At 64.0% G+C, this 17510-nt stretch carries 24 protein-coding genes and 1 pseudogene; 21 read left to right on the top strand and 4 right to left on the bottom strand.

Annotated elements, in window-relative coordinates:
* Positions 1-11: 11 nt before the first annotated feature.
* The 4 genes from J7392_RS17895 to rpsF all read right to left on the bottom strand — a co-directional run bounded on the left by J7392_RS17895 (position 12) and on the right by rpsF (position 1712).
* Complete coding sequence (locus J7392_RS17895; RefSeq protein ID WP_168612589.1) at positions 12-302, bottom strand: hypothetical protein; 291 nt, start codon at positions 300-302, stop codon at positions 12-14.
* 161 nt (positions 303-463) lie between these two features.
* Positions 464-1090, bottom strand: a complete 627-nt coding sequence (rplI, locus tag J7392_RS17900; RefSeq protein WP_067261846.1) for a 50S ribosomal protein L9 — start codon at positions 1088-1090, stop codon at positions 464-466.
* Positions 1091-1101: 11 nt separating this feature from the next.
* On the bottom strand, positions 1102-1329 hold the full coding sequence (gene rpsR / locus J7392_RS17905; RefSeq protein ID WP_005852865.1) for a 30S ribosomal protein S18: 228 nt from the start codon (positions 1327-1329) through the stop codon (positions 1102-1104).
* 29 nt (positions 1330-1358) lie between these two features.
* Entirely contained in the window at positions 1359-1712 is a 354-nt protein-coding gene (rpsF, locus tag J7392_RS17910; RefSeq protein ID WP_067261847.1) for a 30S ribosomal protein S6, read from the bottom strand.
* Between the two features lie 224 nt (positions 1713-1936).
* On the opposite strand from rpsF, the gene fabD reads away from it, so the two are divergent.
* The 21 genes and pseudogenes from fabD to J7392_RS18015 form a co-directional block, all read left to right on the top strand.
* Positions 1937-2869 carry an ACP S-malonyltransferase gene (fabD, locus tag J7392_RS17915; protein ID WP_209218757.1) on the top strand — a complete coding sequence of 311 codons (933 nt, stop codon included), beginning with the start codon at positions 1937-1939 and terminating at the stop codon, positions 2867-2869.
* 69 nt (positions 2870-2938) lie between these two features.
* A complete protein-coding gene (gene fabG / locus J7392_RS17920) occupies positions 2939-3676 on the top strand; it encodes a 3-oxoacyl-ACP reductase FabG (RefSeq protein ID WP_209218758.1) in 738 nt (245 codons plus the stop codon).
* A gap of 202 nt (positions 3677-3878) precedes the next feature.
* The gene (locus tag J7392_RS17925; RefSeq protein ID WP_067261852.1) at positions 3879-4112 is read left to right on the top strand and encodes an acyl carrier protein; all 234 of its coding nucleotides are present in this window, start codon (positions 3879-3881) and stop codon (positions 4110-4112) included.
* A 159-nt stretch (positions 4113-4271) separates the two neighbouring features.
* A complete protein-coding gene (locus J7392_RS17930; protein WP_209218759.1) occupies positions 4272-4805 on the top strand; it encodes a GNAT family N-acetyltransferase in 534 nt (177 codons plus the stop codon).
* A 142-nt stretch (positions 4806-4947) separates the two neighbouring features.
* Positions 4948-6207 carry a beta-ketoacyl-ACP synthase II gene (gene fabF, locus J7392_RS17935; protein ID WP_209218760.1) on the top strand — a complete coding sequence of 420 codons (1260 nt, stop codon included), beginning with the start codon at positions 4948-4950 and terminating at the stop codon, positions 6205-6207.
* The gene (gene mltG / locus J7392_RS17940; RefSeq protein ID WP_209218761.1) at positions 6208-7392 is read left to right on the top strand and encodes an endolytic transglycosylase MltG; all 1185 of its coding nucleotides are present in this window, start codon (positions 6208-6210) and stop codon (positions 7390-7392) included.
* Between the two features lie 475 nt (positions 7393-7867).
* Positions 7868-9238 carry a terminase family protein gene (locus J7392_RS17945; RefSeq protein WP_209218784.1) on the top strand — a complete coding sequence of 457 codons (1371 nt, stop codon included), beginning with the start codon at positions 7868-7870 and terminating at the stop codon, positions 9236-9238.
* Between the two features lie 131 nt (positions 9239-9369).
* On the top strand, positions 9370-10548 hold the full coding sequence (locus J7392_RS17950; RefSeq protein ID WP_209218762.1) for a phage portal protein: 1179 nt from the start codon (positions 9370-9372) through the stop codon (positions 10546-10548).
* The gene (locus J7392_RS17955) at positions 10541-10765 is read left to right on the top strand and encodes a hypothetical protein (RefSeq protein ID WP_209218785.1); all 225 of its coding nucleotides are present in this window, start codon (positions 10541-10543) and stop codon (positions 10763-10765) included. The genes J7392_RS17950 and J7392_RS17955 overlap by 8 nt, the downstream gene beginning before the upstream one ends.
* A gap of 23 nt (positions 10766-10788) precedes the next feature.
* On the top strand, positions 10789-11397 hold the full coding sequence (locus J7392_RS17960; RefSeq protein WP_209218763.1) for an HK97 family phage prohead protease: 609 nt from the start codon (positions 10789-10791) through the stop codon (positions 11395-11397).
* A gap of 35 nt (positions 11398-11432) precedes the next feature.
* Positions 11433-12611: a phage major capsid protein gene (locus J7392_RS17965; RefSeq protein WP_209218764.1), complete on the top strand. Its 1179-nt coding sequence runs from the start codon at positions 11433-11435 to the stop codon at positions 12609-12611.
* A 166-nt stretch (positions 12612-12777) separates the two neighbouring features.
* Entirely contained in the window at positions 12778-13377 is a 600-nt protein-coding gene (locus tag J7392_RS17970) for a head-tail connector protein (protein ID WP_209218765.1), read from the top strand.
* Complete coding sequence (locus J7392_RS17975; protein WP_209218766.1) at positions 13374-13712, top strand: head-tail adaptor protein; 339 nt, start codon at positions 13374-13376, stop codon at positions 13710-13712. The genes J7392_RS17970 and J7392_RS17975 overlap by 4 nt, the downstream gene beginning before the upstream one ends.
* A complete protein-coding gene (locus J7392_RS17980; RefSeq protein WP_209218767.1) occupies positions 13709-14119 on the top strand; it encodes a DUF3168 domain-containing protein in 411 nt (136 codons plus the stop codon). The genes J7392_RS17975 and J7392_RS17980 overlap by 4 nt, the downstream gene beginning before the upstream one ends.
* 35 nt (positions 14120-14154) lie before the next feature.
* Positions 14155-14577 (top strand): phage major tail protein, TP901-1 family, encoded by a 423-nt coding sequence (locus J7392_RS17985; RefSeq protein ID WP_209218768.1) that lies wholly within the window; start codon positions 14155-14157, stop codon positions 14575-14577.
* A 2-nt stretch (positions 14578-14579) separates the two neighbouring features.
* The gene (locus tag J7392_RS17990) at positions 14580-14894 is read left to right on the top strand and encodes a gene transfer agent family protein (protein ID WP_209218769.1); all 315 of its coding nucleotides are present in this window, start codon (positions 14580-14582) and stop codon (positions 14892-14894) included.
* Entirely contained in the window at positions 14891-15103 is a 213-nt protein-coding gene (locus J7392_RS17995; RefSeq protein WP_209218770.1) for a rcc01693 family protein, read from the top strand. The genes J7392_RS17990 and J7392_RS17995 overlap by 4 nt, the downstream gene beginning before the upstream one ends.
* Positions 15096-15755 (top strand): phage tail tape measure protein, encoded by a 660-nt coding sequence (locus tag J7392_RS18000; RefSeq protein WP_209218771.1) that lies wholly within the window; start codon positions 15096-15098, stop codon positions 15753-15755. Before J7392_RS17995 ends, J7392_RS18000 begins: the two co-directional genes overlap by 8 nt.
* Before the next feature lie 27 nt (positions 15756-15782).
* A complete protein-coding gene (locus J7392_RS18005) occupies positions 15783-16415 on the top strand; it encodes a DUF2460 domain-containing protein (protein ID WP_209218772.1) in 633 nt (210 codons plus the stop codon).
* Positions 16415-17302, top strand: coding sequence for a DUF2163 domain-containing protein (locus J7392_RS18010; RefSeq protein WP_209218773.1), 888 nt, complete (start codon positions 16415-16417; stop codon positions 17300-17302). The genes J7392_RS18005 and J7392_RS18010 overlap by 1 nt, the downstream gene beginning before the upstream one ends.
* Positions 17299-17510, top strand: a pseudogene (locus J7392_RS18015) (peptidase); the annotation flags it as partial. The gene J7392_RS18010 and the pseudogene J7392_RS18015, both read left to right, overlap by 4 nt.

Below are 17510 nucleotides of genomic sequence, written 5' to 3' on the forward strand. Positions count from 1 at the left end.
TTTCGCCATGCTTAAACGTCGGCGACGATTTCGCCTTTCATTTCGCCGGTCATGCGGCTCTGATCTTCGCGTTTTACCGAACGGCGGACCTCGTCGATCTTGAGTTCGGCGGCGTCGCGCGTGGCCCTGTCGGGCCATTCGGTGATTGCGGCACTCGTGCGCTCAGAGGTGCGGACCACGGTGATGCGGCTGGCGCCAAAGCCCTTGAGGGCGGGCAGGCGCTTTTCTTCGATGGCGCGCAGTGCCACGTCGTAATCCGCCCCGTCGGCGAGTTCCCAAGTGGTGATGGTGATGTAACGCATGTGTCATCCTCCATGCTGAATGGAGGTATCATAGCATAAATCCCGCTGTTTTTGCAGGGGTTTGCGTCAGAGGCCCGCGCGGGGCGGTTGGGGGGCTTGCGCAAAAGAAAACGCCGCGCGGGGGACCGCGCGGCGTTTCATGTCAGGTCAGGCAGGCCGGATCAGCTGTTGCTGTCGTCCTGTGCGTCGCCCTCGGGGGTGCGCACCACGTCCGAGTCGCCGTCTTCGTCAGCGGCAGAGCCGATGTCGTCGAAGAGTTCGGAGATCTCGAATTCAGCGGCGGCTTCCTCTTCGGCGGCCAGTTCCTGAATCGATTTGCCCGATGCCTGAAGCTCGGCCTCTTCGGGCGAACGTGCAACGTTCAGCTCGATTGTGGCGTCGACTTCGGGGTGCAGGATGATGCGCACGTCATGCACGCCCAGTTCCTTGATCGGGTTGCCCAGAACGACCTGCTTGCGGTCGATAGAGAAACCTTCGGCAGTCGCGGCTTCGGCGGCGTCACGGGTGGTGACGGAGCCGTAGAGCGCGCCGGCGTCGGAAGCGGAGCGAATCACGACGAACTGCTGACCGTTCAGCTTCTCGGCGAGTTTCTCGGCTTCTTTCTTGGTCTCGAGGTTCTGTGCTTCGAGCTGGGCTTTCTGGCCCTCAAAGGCTTCGACGTTGGCCTTGGAGGCCGACAGCGCCTTGCCCTGCGGCAGCAGGTAGTTGCGGGCATAGCCGGGCTTTACGTCCACGACTTCGCCCATCTGGCCCAGTTTGGCCACACGTTCCAGAAGGATAACTTGCATGTGCTCTCTCCTTACTTGACGGCGTAGGGCAGCAGGGCGAGGAAACGGGCGCGTTTGATGGCACGGGCCAGCTCGCGTTGTTTCTTGGCCGATACGGCGGTGATGCGGGAAGGAACGATCTTGCCACGCTCAGAGATGTAGCGTTGCAGCAGACGTGTGTCCTTGTAGTCGATCGCAGGTGCGTTGTCGCCCGAGAAGGGGCAGACTTTGCGACGGCGGAAAAATGGTTTTGCAGCCATGGTTTATGTCCTCTTCTTCAAGCTGGCGATCAACGGCGCTCGCGACGGTTGTCGCGTTCGTCGCGTTTCTGCATCTGCACGGAGGGCAGTTCTTTGTGCTCGTCGACCTTGATGGTCAGGACGCGCATCACGTCATCATGCAGGCGCATCAGGCGTTCCATTTCCTGCACGGCGGTCGCGGGTGCGTCCGAACGCAGGAAGGCATAGTGGCCCTTGCGGTTCTTGTTGATCTTGTAGGCCATCGTCTTGACACCCCAGTACTCGCTGTCGACGAGCTTGCCGTCGTTGTCCGCGAGAACGGTGCCGAAGTGTTCGATGAGGCCTTCTGCTTGCGTGTTGGACAGGTCCTGACGCGCAATCATAACATGCTCATAAAGCGGCATGTGCACTCCTATTTGTATCAAGGCGCATTTCATAGGCGGGGCGTTCATCCTTGCTCCCCACCACGAGAGTCTGCGCGGTTCATATGCTGTGCAAGGAAGCGCCCGTATACACGGTTTCCCGGCCACGGCAACCCCCGCTGCGGGGGGTGGCAGCCGGGACGGGCTTGCCCTTGCGGCATGTGACGCGATACATCGGATGAAATCGCTAATAAGAGGCTGCAACCATGAGCATCGCATTCGTTTTCCCCGGGCAGGGCGCCCAGACCATCGGCATGGGCCGCGATCTGGCCGAAGCCTACCCCGAGGCCCGCGCCGTTTTCGACGAGGTCGATGCGGCCTTGGGCGAGAAACTGTCGGAGCTGATCTGGGAGGGCGACATCGAGACGCTGACCCTGACCGAGAACGCCCAGCCCGCGCTGATGGCGACCTCATTGGCTGCTATGGCCGCGCTGAAGGCCGAAGGTGTCAGTGTTGAAGAAGCGGCCTTCGTGGCCGGGCACAGCCTTGGCGAATATTCCGCGCTCTGTGCCGCTGGCGCGCTGTCGCTGGCCGACACCGCGCGGCTGCTGCGCATCCGCGGCAAGGCCATGCAGGCCGCCGTGCCGGTGGGTGAGGGCGCCATGGCGGCGATTCTCGGCCTCGGGATCGAAGAGACCGAGAAACTGGCCGAAGCCGCTGCCGAAGGGGCCGTCTGTCAGGTCGCCAATGAAAACGACCCGAGCCAGAACGTGCTTTCGGGCGAGAAGGCCGCCGTTGAGCGGGCCGTCGCCATGGCCAAAGAGGCCGGAGCCAAGCGCGCGCTGCTGCTGCCCGTCTCCGCCCCTTTCCATTGCCCCTTGATGGGGCCGGCTGCGGAAGAGATGGCGAAAGCATTGGGCGAAGTGACCTTTAACGATCCCGCCGTGCCGCTGGTGGCCAATGTCACCGCAGAGGCGGTTACGGACGCCGCCCGCATTCGCGAGTTGCTGGTTGAACAGGTCACAGGCCGCGTGCGCTGGCGTTCCTCGGTCGAGTGGATGGCCGCGCAGGGCGTGACAGAGGCGTGGGAGATCGGCGCGGGCAAGGCGCTTTCGGGCATGATCCGACGCATCGACAAGAGCGTGGCCACCCGCAGCATCGGCACGCCGGATGAGGCAAAGGCCGCGTCTGACGCCTGAGGCATGAAAATAAGCGGCATTTCCGCCGCGTCGGGGCCTCGCGCCCTTTGAGAGAATAAAGGAAGAGACATGTTCGATCTTACAGGAAAGAATGCCCTGATCACCGGCGCTTCGGGCGGCATCGGCGCGGATATCGCGCGCAAACTGCATGCCCAAGGGGCCACCGTTGGTCTGTCCGGCACGCGGACCGAACCGCTTGAGGCGCTGAAGGCCGAGTTGGGCGAACGCGCCCATGTGCTGCCGTGCAACCTCAGCGATATGGAGGCCGTGGACGCGCTGCCGAAACAGGCGGCAGAGGCCATGGGCTCGGTCGATATTCTGGTGAACAATGCGGGCATCACCCGCGACAATCTTTTCATGCGCATGTCGGATGACGAGTGGAATTCGGTGCTGAACGTGAACCTCACCGCGACCTTCAAGCTCTGCAAAGGGGTGATGCGCGGCATGATGAAGGCGCGTTGGGGCCGGATCATCAATATCTCCAGCGTGGTGGGCGCCACCGGTAACCCCGGTCAGGCGAATTACGCGGCCTCCAAGGCGGGTGTCGTGGGCATGTCCAAGTCGCTGGCCTATGAGGTGGCAAGCCGCGGGATCACCGTGAACGCCGTGGCCCCGGGCTTCATCACCACCGCCATGACCGACAAGCTGACGGACGAGCAAAAGTCTGGAATCATGGGGCAAATCCCCGCAGGCCGCATGGGCGACCCGGATGAGATCGCCGCCGCCGTGGTCTATCTTTCCAGCCCCGAGGCCGCCTATGTGACAGGGACCACCTTGCATGTGAACGGCGGTATGGCCATGTTGTGACCCTGCGCCTCAATAGCGTTTGCCAAGCCCGGCGCATGTGCTAAAGGGGGCGCAGAATCGAAACGGAGGGTGCTTGATCACCCCCTGCGCCTTGTGCGAACAAGGAAATAGCCGCCCCTTTTGGGGCATCCTCCAAACGCCGATTACCGGCGGGCGGAAACCAAAAGGGGCCTTGAATGGCCCGAAGACATGAGGACTTATTATGAGCGACGTCGCAGACCGCGTGAAAAAGATCGTTGTAGAACACCTGAGCGTGGAAGAGGACAAAGTGACTGAGAATGCGTCGTTCATCGACGATCTCGGCGCAGACAGCCTCGACACCGTGGAACTGGTGATGGCGTTCGAAGAAGAGTTCGGCATCGAGATCCCCGATGACGCGGCTGAGAACATCCAGACCGTTGGCGATGCGGTCAAGTTCATCAAAGAAGCCTCCTAAGGCTTTGCCGGGCAACCGGCGAATTTGAGTTTTGAAGACGGCGTTATTCCTAGCGGAATGACGCCGTTTTTATTTGTTTGAACGGGGCGGGCTTGTCCCTTTGGAGCTGAGGTCGCATGTCTGCGCCAAGAAGTTTCAAGCGTGAAGGCAATTCACCCCATGTCCCGCACGATCCCGACCATCAACACCGCCAGACTGACCCTGCGCGCCATGCGCGCCGAGGATTTTCAGCGCTATGCCGAGATTTGGGCGATGCCCGATGTGGCGGACCGGATCCTCGATCAGCCCCGGCCCAAGGGCCAGTCATGGGACGCTTTTCTGCGCAACGCGGGCCATTGGCAGATCACCGGTTTTGGGCAGTGGGCGGTGCAGCTCCACCGCCAGCGCGAGATGTTGGGTCAGACCGGTTTCGTCTTTGGTTCCCGCAATTTCGGCGAGGATTTCGACACTTACCCCGAGGCGCGGCTGGTCTTGGCCCCTCAGGCCCAAGACCAGCGGCTTGGGGCCGAGGCCGCCCGGGCGGCGCATGAGTGGTTTGATCGGGTGATCACGGGCCGCACGGTCTGCATGATCTCTGCGGGGAATGAGGCCGCTTTGCGGATCGCGAGGGCGCTTGGCTATCAGGGGCTACGCGATGTCAAGACGGCGGGTGGTGCGGTGCATCTGATGACCCGGCGCGGCCCGCCGGGCTGAGCTTATGAGCCGCGAAGGCGCCTGAGATTCGGGCCATCGGCGTTTTTGCGCTCTGCCTGCGGACCCCCGCCGATATGCTTGTGCCTACAGGCTTTTGCAGGGTAAGAGGTTCGCCGAGACATTATCGGCAAGGGGCACTGAGATGCGCAGAGTTGTAGTAACGGGTTTGGGTTTGGTTACCCCGCTCGCGGACGGCGTGGAAGAAAGCTGGAAACGGATCCTTGATGGGAAATCCGGGGCCGGGCCGATCACCGGCTTTGATGCCAGCAAACTGGTGACTCAATACGCTTGCGAAGTGCCCTTGGGCGATGGCAGCGATGGCACCTTCGACGCCAATAAATACATGGAGCCGAAAGAGCAGCGCAAGGTCGATACCTTCATCCTCTTCGGCATGGCCGCCGCCCAGCAGGCGGTTGAGGATTCGGGTTGGAAGCCGACCGAACAGGAGGATCAGGAACGCACCGGCGTTCTGATCGGCTCGGGCATCGGGGGGCTGAACTCCATCGCCAATACCGCCGTCATGATGCATGAGAAAGGCCCGCGCCGCGTGAGCCCCTTCTTCGTGCCGGGCGCGCTGATCAACCTGATCTCGGGTCAGGTGTCGATCCGCTATGGTTTCAAAGGGCCGAACCACTCGGTCGTGACCGCCTGTTCGACCGGCGCCCATGCCATCGGCGATGCGGCGCGGCTGATCAAATACGGCGATGCGGATGTGATGATCGCAGGCGGTGCCGAGGCGGCGATCTGTGAGATTGGTATGGCGGGCTTTAACGCCTGCAAGGCGCTTTCGACCAAACGCGGCGATGATCCGCAAAAGGCCAGCCGCCCCTATGATGTGGACCGCGACGGTTTCGTCATGGGCGAGGGCGCGGGCATCGTGGTGCTGGAAGAGTATGAACACGCCAAGGCGCGCGGTGCCAAGATCTATGCCGAGGTGCTGGGGTATGGCCTGTCGGGCGACGCGCATCACATCACCGCCCCTTCCGAGGATGGCGAGGGCGGCGAACGCTCCATGCGTGCGGCGCTGAAGAATGCGGGGCTGGAGCCTGCGGATGTGGATTACATCAACGCGCATGGCACCTCGACCATGGCCGACACCATTGAGCTGGGCGCGGTCGAGCGTCTGATGGGTGATGCGGCGGGCAATGTGACCATGTCCTCGACCAAATCCGCCACCGGGCACCTTTTGGGTGCCGCGGGCGCGATCGAGGCGATCTTTTGCATGCTCGCGATCCGCGATCAGGTGGCGCCACCGACGATCAACCTCGACAACCCGGCGGTGGAAACCTCGATTGATCTGGCGCCGAACAAGAAGGTCGAGCGCAGGATCGATGTGGCGCTCAGCAATTCCTTTGGTTTCGGTGGCACCAACGCATCGGTTCTCTTCGGGAAAGTCAGCTAAATGTGGCGTCATATCGCCTCTAACGCCGTGACGTTTCTGTTGGTCGGCCTGTTTCTGCTTGGGGGGATCATCCTCTGGGGCAAGTCGACCTATGTCTCTGAAGGGCCGTTGGAACAGGCGATCTGTGTGCAGGTCGAGCGCGGCTCGAACATGCGGCAGGTCAGCCAGAACCTTGAGGAGCAGGGCGCGGTTTCCTCGCCCGCGATCTTTCGCATGGGCGCGGATTACGAGGAGAAGTCGAGCAGCCTGAAAGCGGGCAGCTTCCTTGTTCAGCCCGGCACCTCGATGCAGGGGATCGTGGACATCGTGACCCAAGGCGGGGCCAGCACCTGCGGCACAGAGGTAGTCTATCGCATCGGGGTGAACCGGGTGAGCGTGCAGGTCCGTGAGTTGGACCCGGTCACCAGCCGGTTCGTCGAACGCGCGGAATTCACTCCGGGTGAGGAAGAAGCTCCCGAAGCCTATACCGAAATCTCGAGTGCGAATGACACGCGGTTCCGTGTGGCATTGGCCGAAGGGGTGACCAGCTGGCAAGTTGTCGAAGCGCTCAAGCAAGTCGAGCAATTGACCGGCGAGGTTGCGGAGCTTCCAGCAGAGGGCAGCCTCGCGCCCGATAGCTATGAGGTGCGTCCGGGCGACGACCGGGCCGAGGTGATTGCACGGATGGCCGCGGCGCAGGAGGTGCTCTTGGCCGAAGCCTTTGAAGCGCGCGACCCCGATCTGCCGATTGAGACGCCCGAGGACCTGCTGATCCTTGCGTCGATCATCGAAAAGGAAACCGGTGTCGCCGCCGAACGTGAGCAGGTGGCGAGCGTTTTCGTGAACCGTTTGAACCAAGGGATGCGGCTTCAGACCGACCCCACGGTGATTTACGGGGTGACCGAGGGCAAGGGCGTGCTGGGCCGCGGGCTGCGCCGCTCGGAACTGCGGGCAGAGACGCCGTGGAACACCTATGTGATCGACGGTCTGCCGCCCACGCCCATCGCCAACCCGGGCCGGGCGAGCTTGATGGCCGCAGCGCAACCGGCGGAGACGGACTACGTCTTTTTCGTGGCGGATGGCACCGGGGGGCACGCTTTTGCGGAAACCTTGGACGAGCATAACCGCAACGTTGCGCGCTGGCGTCAGATCGAGGCGGAGCGCGGCGCGGAAGCGGCGGGCAATGCCTCAACCGGCGGAAACTGAGACCACTGAAAACCCCGCTGGAGACAGCGGGGTTTTTATTTGCGCGGAGAGCTTGCCGCGCGGCGGCGTAAGGTCTTGTTAACACAGTTTTTCTTGACTTTGCGCACGGTCTGACGTAGGACTTGTGACACGCTAGAAGACATGGGCGAACGGCCCCGGGGTAACCCGGTGGTCGTTTTTTTGTGTCTGCTCGGTTGGGGATAACCAACAAGAGGTAAAGCGATGACGATCATTACCCCGGAGCAAGAGACGGAAGACAGCGCGGAAATCCTGCGCGGTCTCCAAGAAGCAATCGGCGCGTTGCGCCGGGAAATCGAAGGTCTGACGGAACAGGCCCGGTCCGGGGGGGAACTCAAGGAAACTGCGGTGTCTGGCAAAACGTCCAAAGTGGCGGGATTGCTGGCGCATTGCCTGAAAGCGGAGAACACGCTGAATGACTGTCGAAACCGACAAGCTGGAATCGCGCGCGGGGGCTATGCCCTCGACATGGACAAAGCGCGGGCTGACATCGGGTGCAAGCTGGATCGCCTGCGCCGATGCTCAGACCCAGGCGCAGTTTCTGAATGACCTCGGTGAGGGAGAGCTTCTGGCTCTCCCTTTTTTGTTTGAGTTCTGGGCGCTTGACCACCAACTGCCGCCTGAGGGCGATTGGCGGACATGGGTGATCATGGGCGGGCGCGGCGCGGGCAAGACGCGCGCCGGGGCGGAATGGGTCCGCAGTAAGGTCGAGGGGAGCCGACCGCTCGACCCCGGTGCGTGCAGCCGCGTGGCGCTGGTGGGGGAGACCATCGAGCAGGTGCGCGAGGTGATGATCTTTGGCGACAGCGGCATTCTGGCCTGTAGCCCGCCGGATCGGCGGCCCGATTGGGAGGCGACGCGCAAGCGGTTGGTCTGGCCGAATGGGGCGATTGCCACGGTGCATACGGCGCATGATCCCGAAGGGCTGCGGGGGCCACAATTTGATGCGGCTTGGGTGGATGAATTGGCGAAATGGAAGCGCGGGCAGGAGGCTTGGGACCAGTTGCAGTTTGCGCTGCGCTTGGGGGAGCGCCCGCAGGTCTGCGTGACGACGACACCGCGCAATGTGGATGTGTTGAAGGCGCTTTTGGCCGCGCCTTCGACCGTGACGACCCATGCGCCGACGGAGGCGAATGCGGCCAATCTGGCGGGGTCGTTTCTGGAAGAAGTGCGGGCGCGCTACCGCGGGACGCGGTTGGGGCGGCAGGAGTTGGATGGCGTGCTCTTGGCGGACGCGGAGTGGGCGCTCTGGACCTCGGCCTTGTTGGAGGCGGGGCGCCTGCGAGAGGCGCCGGAATTGGACCGCATTGTGGTGGGCCTCGACCCGGCGACGACCAGCGGGGCGGGCTCGGATGAATGTGGCATCGTGGTGGTGGGGGCGCAGACCAAGGGGCCGCCGCAGGATTGGCGGGCGGTGGTGCTCGCTGATTGCACGGTGCAGGGGGCCACGCCCAATGGCTGGGCGCAGGCGGCGATTGCGGCGATGACGCGCTACGGAGCGGATCGGTTGGTGGCGGAGGTAAATCAGGGCGGGCAGTTGGTGGCCGAGGTCTTGCGGCAGGTCGATCCACTGGTCTCGCTCAAGACCGTGCATGCGGCGCGGGGCAAAGTGGCGCGAGCGGAGCCTGTCGCGGCGCTTTATGAGCAGGGCCGGGTGAGCCACCTGCCGGGGCTTGATGCGCTGGAGGATCAGATGTGTCTGATGACGGCGCGGGGGTACGAGGGCAAGGGCAGCCCGGACCGCGTCGATGCGCTGGTCTGGGCGCTGCATGAGCTGATGATTGAGCCTGCCGCGCAGTGGCGCAGCCCGGGGGTGCGAAGCCTGTGAGCGGGCTGTTGCGTGGTACAGCGCACGGTGGGTTTCACCAGCGTTAAGGGATTTCAGGGAAAGTCTGACAACGCCGGGCAATGCGAGGCAGGTCTTCGCCGCCGGGGCCGGGCAGAATGAGGAGCGACGACATGGTATTCGATTTTCTACGGCGTGGCGCGGCAGGTGAGACGGCGGAGTGCAAAGCATCCGCCACGGGGCCGGTCGTCGCCTATCAGACCTCGGGCCGTGTCGCCTGGAGCCCGCGCGATAGCGTGAGCCTGACGCGCGCCGGGTTCTGCGGCAATCCGGTTGGGTTCCGCTCGGTCAAGCTGATCGCCGAGGCTGCGGCGGCGCTGCCGCTGGTCGTGCAGGACAGCGCGCGGCGCTATGACGAACACCCGCTGATCGAGCTGATGCGCTGCCCGAATGCGGGTCAAGGCCGGGCGGAGATGCTTGAGGCGCTGTATGGGCAGATGCTTTTGAGCGGCGATGGCTATGTCGAAGCCGTGGGCGGTGAGAGCGGTTTGCCGGTAGAACTGCATGTACTGCGTTCGGACCGGATGAGCGTGGTGCCGGGGGCGGATGGCTGGCCTGTCGCCTATGAATATGCGGTGGGCGGGCGCAAGCACCGTTTCGATGCGAGCGGTGCGGCGACGCCGGTTTGTCATATCCGCAACTTTCACCCGCAGGACGATCACTACGGGTTCAGCCCCATGCAGGCGGCGGCCATGGCGATGGATGTACATAACGCGGCGAGCCGTTGGTCGAAGGCATTGTTGGATAATGCCGCGCGGCCCTCCGGCGCGATCGTGTATCGCGGCGCCGAGGGGCAGGGCAAGCTGAGCGAGGATCAGTATGACCGGCTGGTGAGCGAGATGGAGAGCCACCATCAAGGCGCGCGCAATGCCGGGCGGCCGATGCTGCTGGAGGGTGGGCTCGACTGGAAGCCGATGGGCTTTTCGCCCTCGGATATGGAGTTTCAAAAGACCAAGGAGAGTGCGGCACGGGAGATCGCGCTCGCCTTTGGGGTGCCGCCGATGCTGATCGGGGTGCAGGGCGATGCTACTTACGCGAATTATCAGGAGGCGCATCGGGCGTTCTATCGTCTGACGGTGCTGCCATTGGCGACACGGGTGACGGCAGCGCTGGCGGAGTGGCTGAGCGGGTATCTGGGGGCGGCGGTGATGGTGAAGCCGGACCTTGACCAAGTGCCTGCATTGGCGGCGGAGCGTGATGCGCAATGGACGCGGGTGTCTGCGGCGGCGTTTCTGAGTGATGCGGAGAAGCGCAGCCTATTGGGGCTTCCGGCGGTGGCCGATGATGCCTGAAATGCGTGAGATCGAGCGCTTCGAATGTGCGCCGGGGTTGCGGCTTCAGGCGCATGAGACGCTCAGCGCGGTGCACCGCGAGAACATGCAAAAGCGGCTCGACCGGATTGAGCAGATGATGGAGCGGTTGGAACGGCGGCTGTGGCTTACAGTCTACGGCGTGGTGGCGGTGATCTTGGCGCAGGCGGTGCAATCCTTTCTGGCGGTGGCGCCATAGCGGGCTGAACGAAGGAAAATACGATGACTTATCAATTGGGTGCCTCCGGCGGCTGGTCGGAGAACGGGAAAGCTGTGCCTCCGGGCAGCGGGTTGGAGTATAAATTCGCCCGTTTCGGCAGCGTGACGCCGGTAGACGATGGGCTGGAGATCAGCGGCTATGCCAGCCTGTTCGGCGCGGTCGATCAGGGCGGCGATGTGGTTGAGGCGGGGGCCTATGCGGCAAGCCTTGCGGCGGTCGCGAAGGCTGGGCGCAGCGTCAAGATGCTGTGGCAGCACGATCCGGCCCAGCCCATCGGCGTTTGGGACGAGGTGCGCGAGGATGGCCGGGGTCTTTGGGTCAAGGGGCGCATCCTTAGCACTGTGGCCAAGGGCCGGGAGGCGGCAGCGCTGATCGAGGCGGGGGCCATCGACGGGCTCAGCATCGGCTACCGCACCGTGAAGGCGGGCAAGACCACCAAGGGGCAGCGGCTGCTATCGGAACTGGAGCTTTGGGAGGTGTCTCTGGTGACCTTTCCGATGCTGCCCTCGGCGCGGGTCGGGGCCAAGGGGGAGTTCAGGGCCGTGGGCCATGTGCTGCGCGAGATGGCGGCGGCCTTTGATGCCGCTCGGGCCGAGATGGCGCGGGGCTGAGCCTGAGTTTGACTGAGCAGATCGAAGGAAAAGCGATGACCAAGAGTGAGATGAGCACAAAGGCGGGCAAAGACCTGTCTCCGGCGGAGGAAGTGCGGCAGGCCGTGAGCGGTTTTGTCAGTGACTTCAAAGGCTTTCGGGCCGAGATCGATACGAAACTTCAACAATCAGAAGAGCGAATTGCCATGATGGACCGCAAGATGACCCTGCCTGCCCGCAGCCCTTTGGGGGGCGCGATCGATCACGATGCGCCGCATAAGAAAGCCTTTGACGCCTATCTGCGCAACGGCGATGACGACGGGCTGCGCGGGCTGGAACTGGACGGCAAATCGATGTCGACGGCGGTGAATTCGGATGGCGGCTATCTGGTGGATCCGCAAACCGCGGACCGGGTGCAATCTGTGCTGAATGCGGGGGCGTCGATCCGCGCGATTGCCTCGGTGGTGCAGGTGGAGGCCACGTCTTATGATGTGTTGGTCGATCACGCCGATGTGGGCGCTGGTTGGGCGACCGAGAGCGGCGCGCAGGCCGAGACGGACACGCCCCAGATCGACCGTATCACCGTGCCGCTGCATGAGCTGAGCGCGCTGCCCAAGGCGAGCCAACGTCTGCTGGATGACAGCGCCTTTGATATCGAAGGTTGGCTGGCGGGGCGTATCGCCGACAAATTTGCACGGGCCGAAGCGGCGGCCTTTGTCAGCGGTGACGGCATCGACAAGCCTACCGGTTTTCTGAGCCATCCGGCGGTCGACAACGACGTCTGGACTTGGGGCAATCTGGGCTATGTCCCCAGCGGCACCAACGCCAATCCCGAGGCGGATGCGATCATCGAGTTGGTCTATGCCCTTGGCGCGGCTTACCGCCAGAACGCGGTTTTCGTGATGAACTCCAAGACCACGGCCAAGGTGCGCAAGTTGAAAGACACCGATGGGCGGTTTCTGTGGTCCGACGGGTTGGCGGCGGGCGAGCCTGCGCGGCTTATGGGCTATCCGGTGCTGGTGGCCGAGGACATGCCCGACCCGGCGACCGATGCGATGGCCATCGCCTTTGGCGACTTTTCGGCAGGCTACACCGTGGCCGAGCGCCCCGATCTGCGGATCCTGCGCGACCCGTTCAGCGCCAAGCCGCATGTGCTGTTCTATGCCACCAAACGTGTCGGCGGCGACGTGAGCGATTTCGCGGCGATCAAGCTGATGAAATTCGGCCTGGCGTAAGCCGGTGCCGAAGCCGGGGCCGGGGCAACTTGGCCCTGGTCCGGACGTGCGCCTTCGAGGTTGCGTTGTCTAGCTGCTCCCCTCCGACCGAGCAATGCAACCGGTGCGCGTCCGGGAATAACCGCATGGCCCCAAGGGGCGCGGGAGCAATTTTTGGAGACGTTCGATGATGTTGATCGAAGAGACAAATGTGCCGGATGCGGTCTTGCCGGTTGAGGCCTTCAGAATGCATCTGCGCCTTGGCACCGGCTTTGCGCAGGACGGCCTTCAAGACCCGGTGTTGCGCAGCTTCCTGCGCGCGGCGATGGCGGCGGTGGAGGCGCGGACGGGCAAGGTATTGATCATTCGGCGGTTTGCCCTGTCGCTGACCTTTTGGCGCGATGCCGCTGCGCAGGTCTTGCCCGTGGCCCCGGTGCAAGAGATCGCGCGGCTGGCGCTGGTGGCGCGGGATGGGTTGGAGACGGCGGTGGACCCCGAGCGCTATTGGCTGGAACGCGATGCGCAAACGCCGCGTCTTCGGGCCAGCACCGCCGCCCTGCCGCGCATCCCAAGCGCGGGGGCCGCGCTGGTCAGTTTCGATGCGGGCATGGCCGCTGATTGGGGCGGGTTGCCGGATGATTTGGCCCAAGCGGTGATGCTGCTTGCCGCGCATTACTATGAATACCGCGACGACACGGCGCTTGGTGAAGGGTGCATGCCCTTTGGCGTCAGCAGCCTGATCGAACGCTACCGCCGGGTGCGCCTCGGCTTTGGGGGGACGGCATGAGCCGCCCGCAGTTGAACCGGCCCCTTGTATTGGAAGCGCCGCTGAGGGTGAGCGATGGCGCGGGAGGGCATCGCGAGGTCTGGCAGCCCTTGGGCACTCTCTGGGCCGAGGTGCGTGCGCGGACGGGGCGGGAGACTGCGCAGGGCGGGGTGGCCGTCAGCCGGATGGGGGTCAAGATCACAGTGCGGGCGGCGCCGGAAGGTGCCCCGCAGCGACCAACCCCCGAGCAGCGGTTTCGCGAGGGCACGCGGGTCTTCGTGATCCGGGCGGTGGCCGAGAGCGATGCGGGCGGGCGCTATCTGATCTGCTTTGCCGATGAGGAGGTGGCGGTATGACCTATGCGCTTTCAGGGGCATTGCAGGCGGCGGTTTATGACCTGTTGCAGAGCGATCCGGGCCTCACCGCGCTGATCGGTGACGCGGTCTTTGACGCGGTATCGGGGGGAAGCCTACCGGAGACCTATGTGCTCTTGGGCCAAGAGGTAGCGAAGGATTTCTCGGATCCCGAAGGCGCGGGGGCAGAGCATCGCCTGACCCTGTCGGTGGTGACCAGCGCGCCGGGGTTCAGTACGGCGAAGGGCTGCGCGGCGGTGATCTCAGACCTGCTGCATGGGGCGGAGCCGGCGCTCAGCCGGGGGCGCGTGGTGGATATGGCCTTTCTCAAAGCGACGGCGCGGCGGATCGATGGGGCCTCTGCCCGGCGGATCGACCTGCAATTCCGCGCCCGGGTCGCGGACGCATAAGACTTTAGATTTCAGATTGGTGCGAGGAGACAGTGATGGCAGTTCAAGCGGGCAAGGACCTTTTGGTCAAAGTGGATATGACCAGCGATGGGCAGTTCGAGACGATCGCCGGGCTCAGGGCCAAACGGGTGAGTTTCAACGCCGAAACGGTGGATGTGACCTCGCTCGATTCAAACGGCGGTTGGCGGGAGTTGCTGGCGGGTGCCGGTGTCCGCTCAGCCGCGATCAGCGGGTCGGGGGTGTTTCGCGATGCGGGCACGGATGAACGGGCGCGGCAGTTGTTTTTCAACGGGCTGACGCCGGATTTTCAGGTGATCATTCCGGATTTCGGCGTGGTGCAGGGGCCGTTTCAGGTCTCCGCTTTGGAATACGCGGGGTCGCTGAATGGGGAGGCCACCTTTGAGCTTAGCCTGCAATCGGCGGGGGAGCTGATCTTTACCCCCGATGTGGTGGTGTGAGCATGACGAACCCGTGGCGCGGCGAGGTGAGCCTCGTGATTGATGGCGAACGACATGAGGCGCGGCTGACCCTCGGGGCCTTGGCTGAGTTGGAGGCGGCGTTGCAGGCCGACAGCCTTGTGGCTCTGGTCGAGCGGTTTGAAAGCAATCGTTTTTCGAGCCGCGATGTCTTGGCCCTGTTGCTCGCCGGGCTGCGCGGGGGCGGTGCGGAGATGGATGCCGCCACGCTTGAGCACGCGCAGATCGAGGGCGGGCCGATGGCGGCGGCGCGGGCTGCGGCGGAATTGCTGGCTCGGGCCTTTACGGTGCAGACGTGAGCGCGGCACGGGGCTTTGACTGGCCCGCGTTGCTGCGGGTGGGGCTGTCGCGATTGGGGCTGCTGCCGGATCAATTCTGGGCGCTGACGCCGGCGGAGTTGCAGTTGATGCTGGGGCCGAAGTCCGGACCCGCGCCGCTGCTGAGCGACGGTCTCGCCGCGCTGATGGCGGCCTATCCAGATGAGACGAAAGGGGCCGGTGATGGCTGACTTTGACGATTTCGAGAACCTTGAGAGCCGCGCCGAGGGGCTGAATGAGACGTTGGCGCAGACCAACGGTTTGGTGGCCGGGTTCGATGGTGAGCTACGGCGGATGCGCGGCGCGCTTGACGCGACGGGCAAAGACGTGGCGACGCTTGAGAAAGGGCTAAGCCGTGGGTTGCGGCGGGCCTTTGATGGGGTGGTCTTTGATGGGGCCAAACTCTCGGACGCGCTAAGCGACTTGGCGCAGTCGATGATCCGCACGACTTACAATGCCGCGATGCGCCCGGTGACGGACCATTTCGGCGGGCTGATTAGCGAGGGCGTGGGCAGCATCGTAGAGGGGATATTGCCCTTCGCCGATGGCGCGCCTTTCTCGCAAGGCAAGGTCATGCCCTTCGCGCAGGGCGGGGTGGTCACCTCGGCGACCGCCTTTCCCATGCGCGGCGGCACGGGGCTGATGGGCGAGGCCGGGCCGGAGGCGATCATGCCCTTGACGCGGGGCGCCGATGGCAAGCTGGGCGTGCGCGGCAACGGCGGAGGTGCGACGACCATCGTGATGAATATCACCACCCCCGATGTGCAGGGGTTTCAGCGCAGCCAAAGCCAGATTGCCGCACAGTTGAGCCGTGCCCTCGGCACCGGCAACCGCAACCGATAGGCCACGCAGCGGATAAAGGAGCAGATCATGCAGTTTCACGAGGTCAGATTTCCCCCGTCGCTAAGCTTTGGCTCTGTCGGGGGGCCGCAACGGCAGACAGATGTGGTCAGCTTGGCCAACGGCCATGAGGAGCGTAACACGCCCTGGGCCCATTCGCGGCGGGTCTATGATGCCGGGCTGGGGATGCGCTCGATCGATGATCTACAGGTGCTGATTGCCTTTTTCGAGGCACGCATGGGACAGATGTACGGGTTTCGCTGGAAAGATTGGGCCGATTATAAGTCGGGCAAAATGGCGCTTCCGGTGGCTTTCGATGACCAGAGCATCGGCTATGGGGATGGGGCCCGGGCGGCGTTTCAACTGACCAAGACTTACCGCTCGGGGGCGCAGTCCTATCGCCGTCCGATCACCAAACCGGTGGCCGGGACCGTGCGCGTGGGGCTGGAGCAGGATGAGCTGCGCGAGGGCGTCGAATATGAGGTCGACGCAGAGAGCGGGATTGTCACCTTTGCCCATCCGCCTGATCCTGAGATCGAGGTTTTCGCTGGCTTTGAGTTCGACGTGCCGGTGCGCTTTGACACTGACCGCATTCTGGTCTCGGTCGAGAGTTTTCAGGCCGGACAGGTGCCCGACGTGCCGGTGATCGAGGTGCGGGTCTGATGGCGGGGCTGGACAGGGGCTTTGCAGCCCATATCGCGCAGGGTGTGACGACGCTCTGCCATTGCTGGCAGGTGACGCGCGCGGATGGGGTGGTATTTGCCTTTACCGATCACGACATGCCGCTGGTGTTCGACGGGGTCACCTTTCGTGCCGATACCGGGCTGAGCGCGCGGGCGCTGGCCCAGACCAGCGGGCTGGCGGTTGACAACACGGAAGCGCTTGGCGCGCTCAGCGATGATGCGATCCGCGAGGATGAGATCGAACAGGGCCGCTTTGATGGGGCCGAGGTGCAGGCGTGGTTAGTGAACTGGGCGGAGCCCGCGCAGCGGCGGCTGCAATTTCGCGGCTCAATCGGTGAGCTGCACCGCGCGGGCGCCAGCTTTCGTGCCGAGTTGCGCGGGCTGACGGAACCGCTCAACCGGCCCATGGGGCGCGTCTATCAAAAGCCCTGTTCGGCGGTGTTGGGGGATAGCGATTGCCGGTTCGATCTCACCGCGCCCGGCTATGCTGAGACGCGTGCGGTCGAGACGGTGTCGGAGGCGCAGTATTTCCGTTGGGCCGCTTTTCCGGGCTACGAGGAGGGTTGGTTCGCCCGGGGGCGGCTTGATGTGCTGGAGGGGCCGGCGGCGGGGCTTTGGGGCATGGTCAAACGTGACTACCCTGAGGGCGGGCAGCGCGTGATCGAGCTTTGGCAGCCGATCCGCGGCGCGGTGGCGGCGGGCACCCGTATCCGGCTTACCGCAGGCTGCGACAAGCGGATGGAGACCTGTCGGCTGAAGTTCAACAACCTGCTGAACTTTCGCGGCTTTCCCGATTTGCCGGGGGAGGATTGGATGATGGCGGTGCCCCGGTCGGACGGTGCGAGCGGCGGCGGGTCACGCCGATGAGTGCGGCGGGGGAGCGTTTGGTGCAGGCCGCCCGCGGATGGATTGGCACGCCCTATGTGCATCAGGCCGCGACAAAGGGGGCGGGCTGCGATTGTCTGGGGCTGATCCGGGGGCTTTGGCGGGAGTTGCTTGGCGCGGAGCCTGAGGCGGTGCCACCCTATTCGATGGATTGGTCCGAGCCGCAGGGGCAGGAGCGGCTCTGGGCAGC

The sequence above is a fragment of the Sulfitobacter sp. R18_1 genome (assembly GCF_017743915.1).
GTDB lineage: Bacteria > Pseudomonadota > Alphaproteobacteria > Rhodobacterales > Rhodobacteraceae > Sulfitobacter > Sulfitobacter faviae.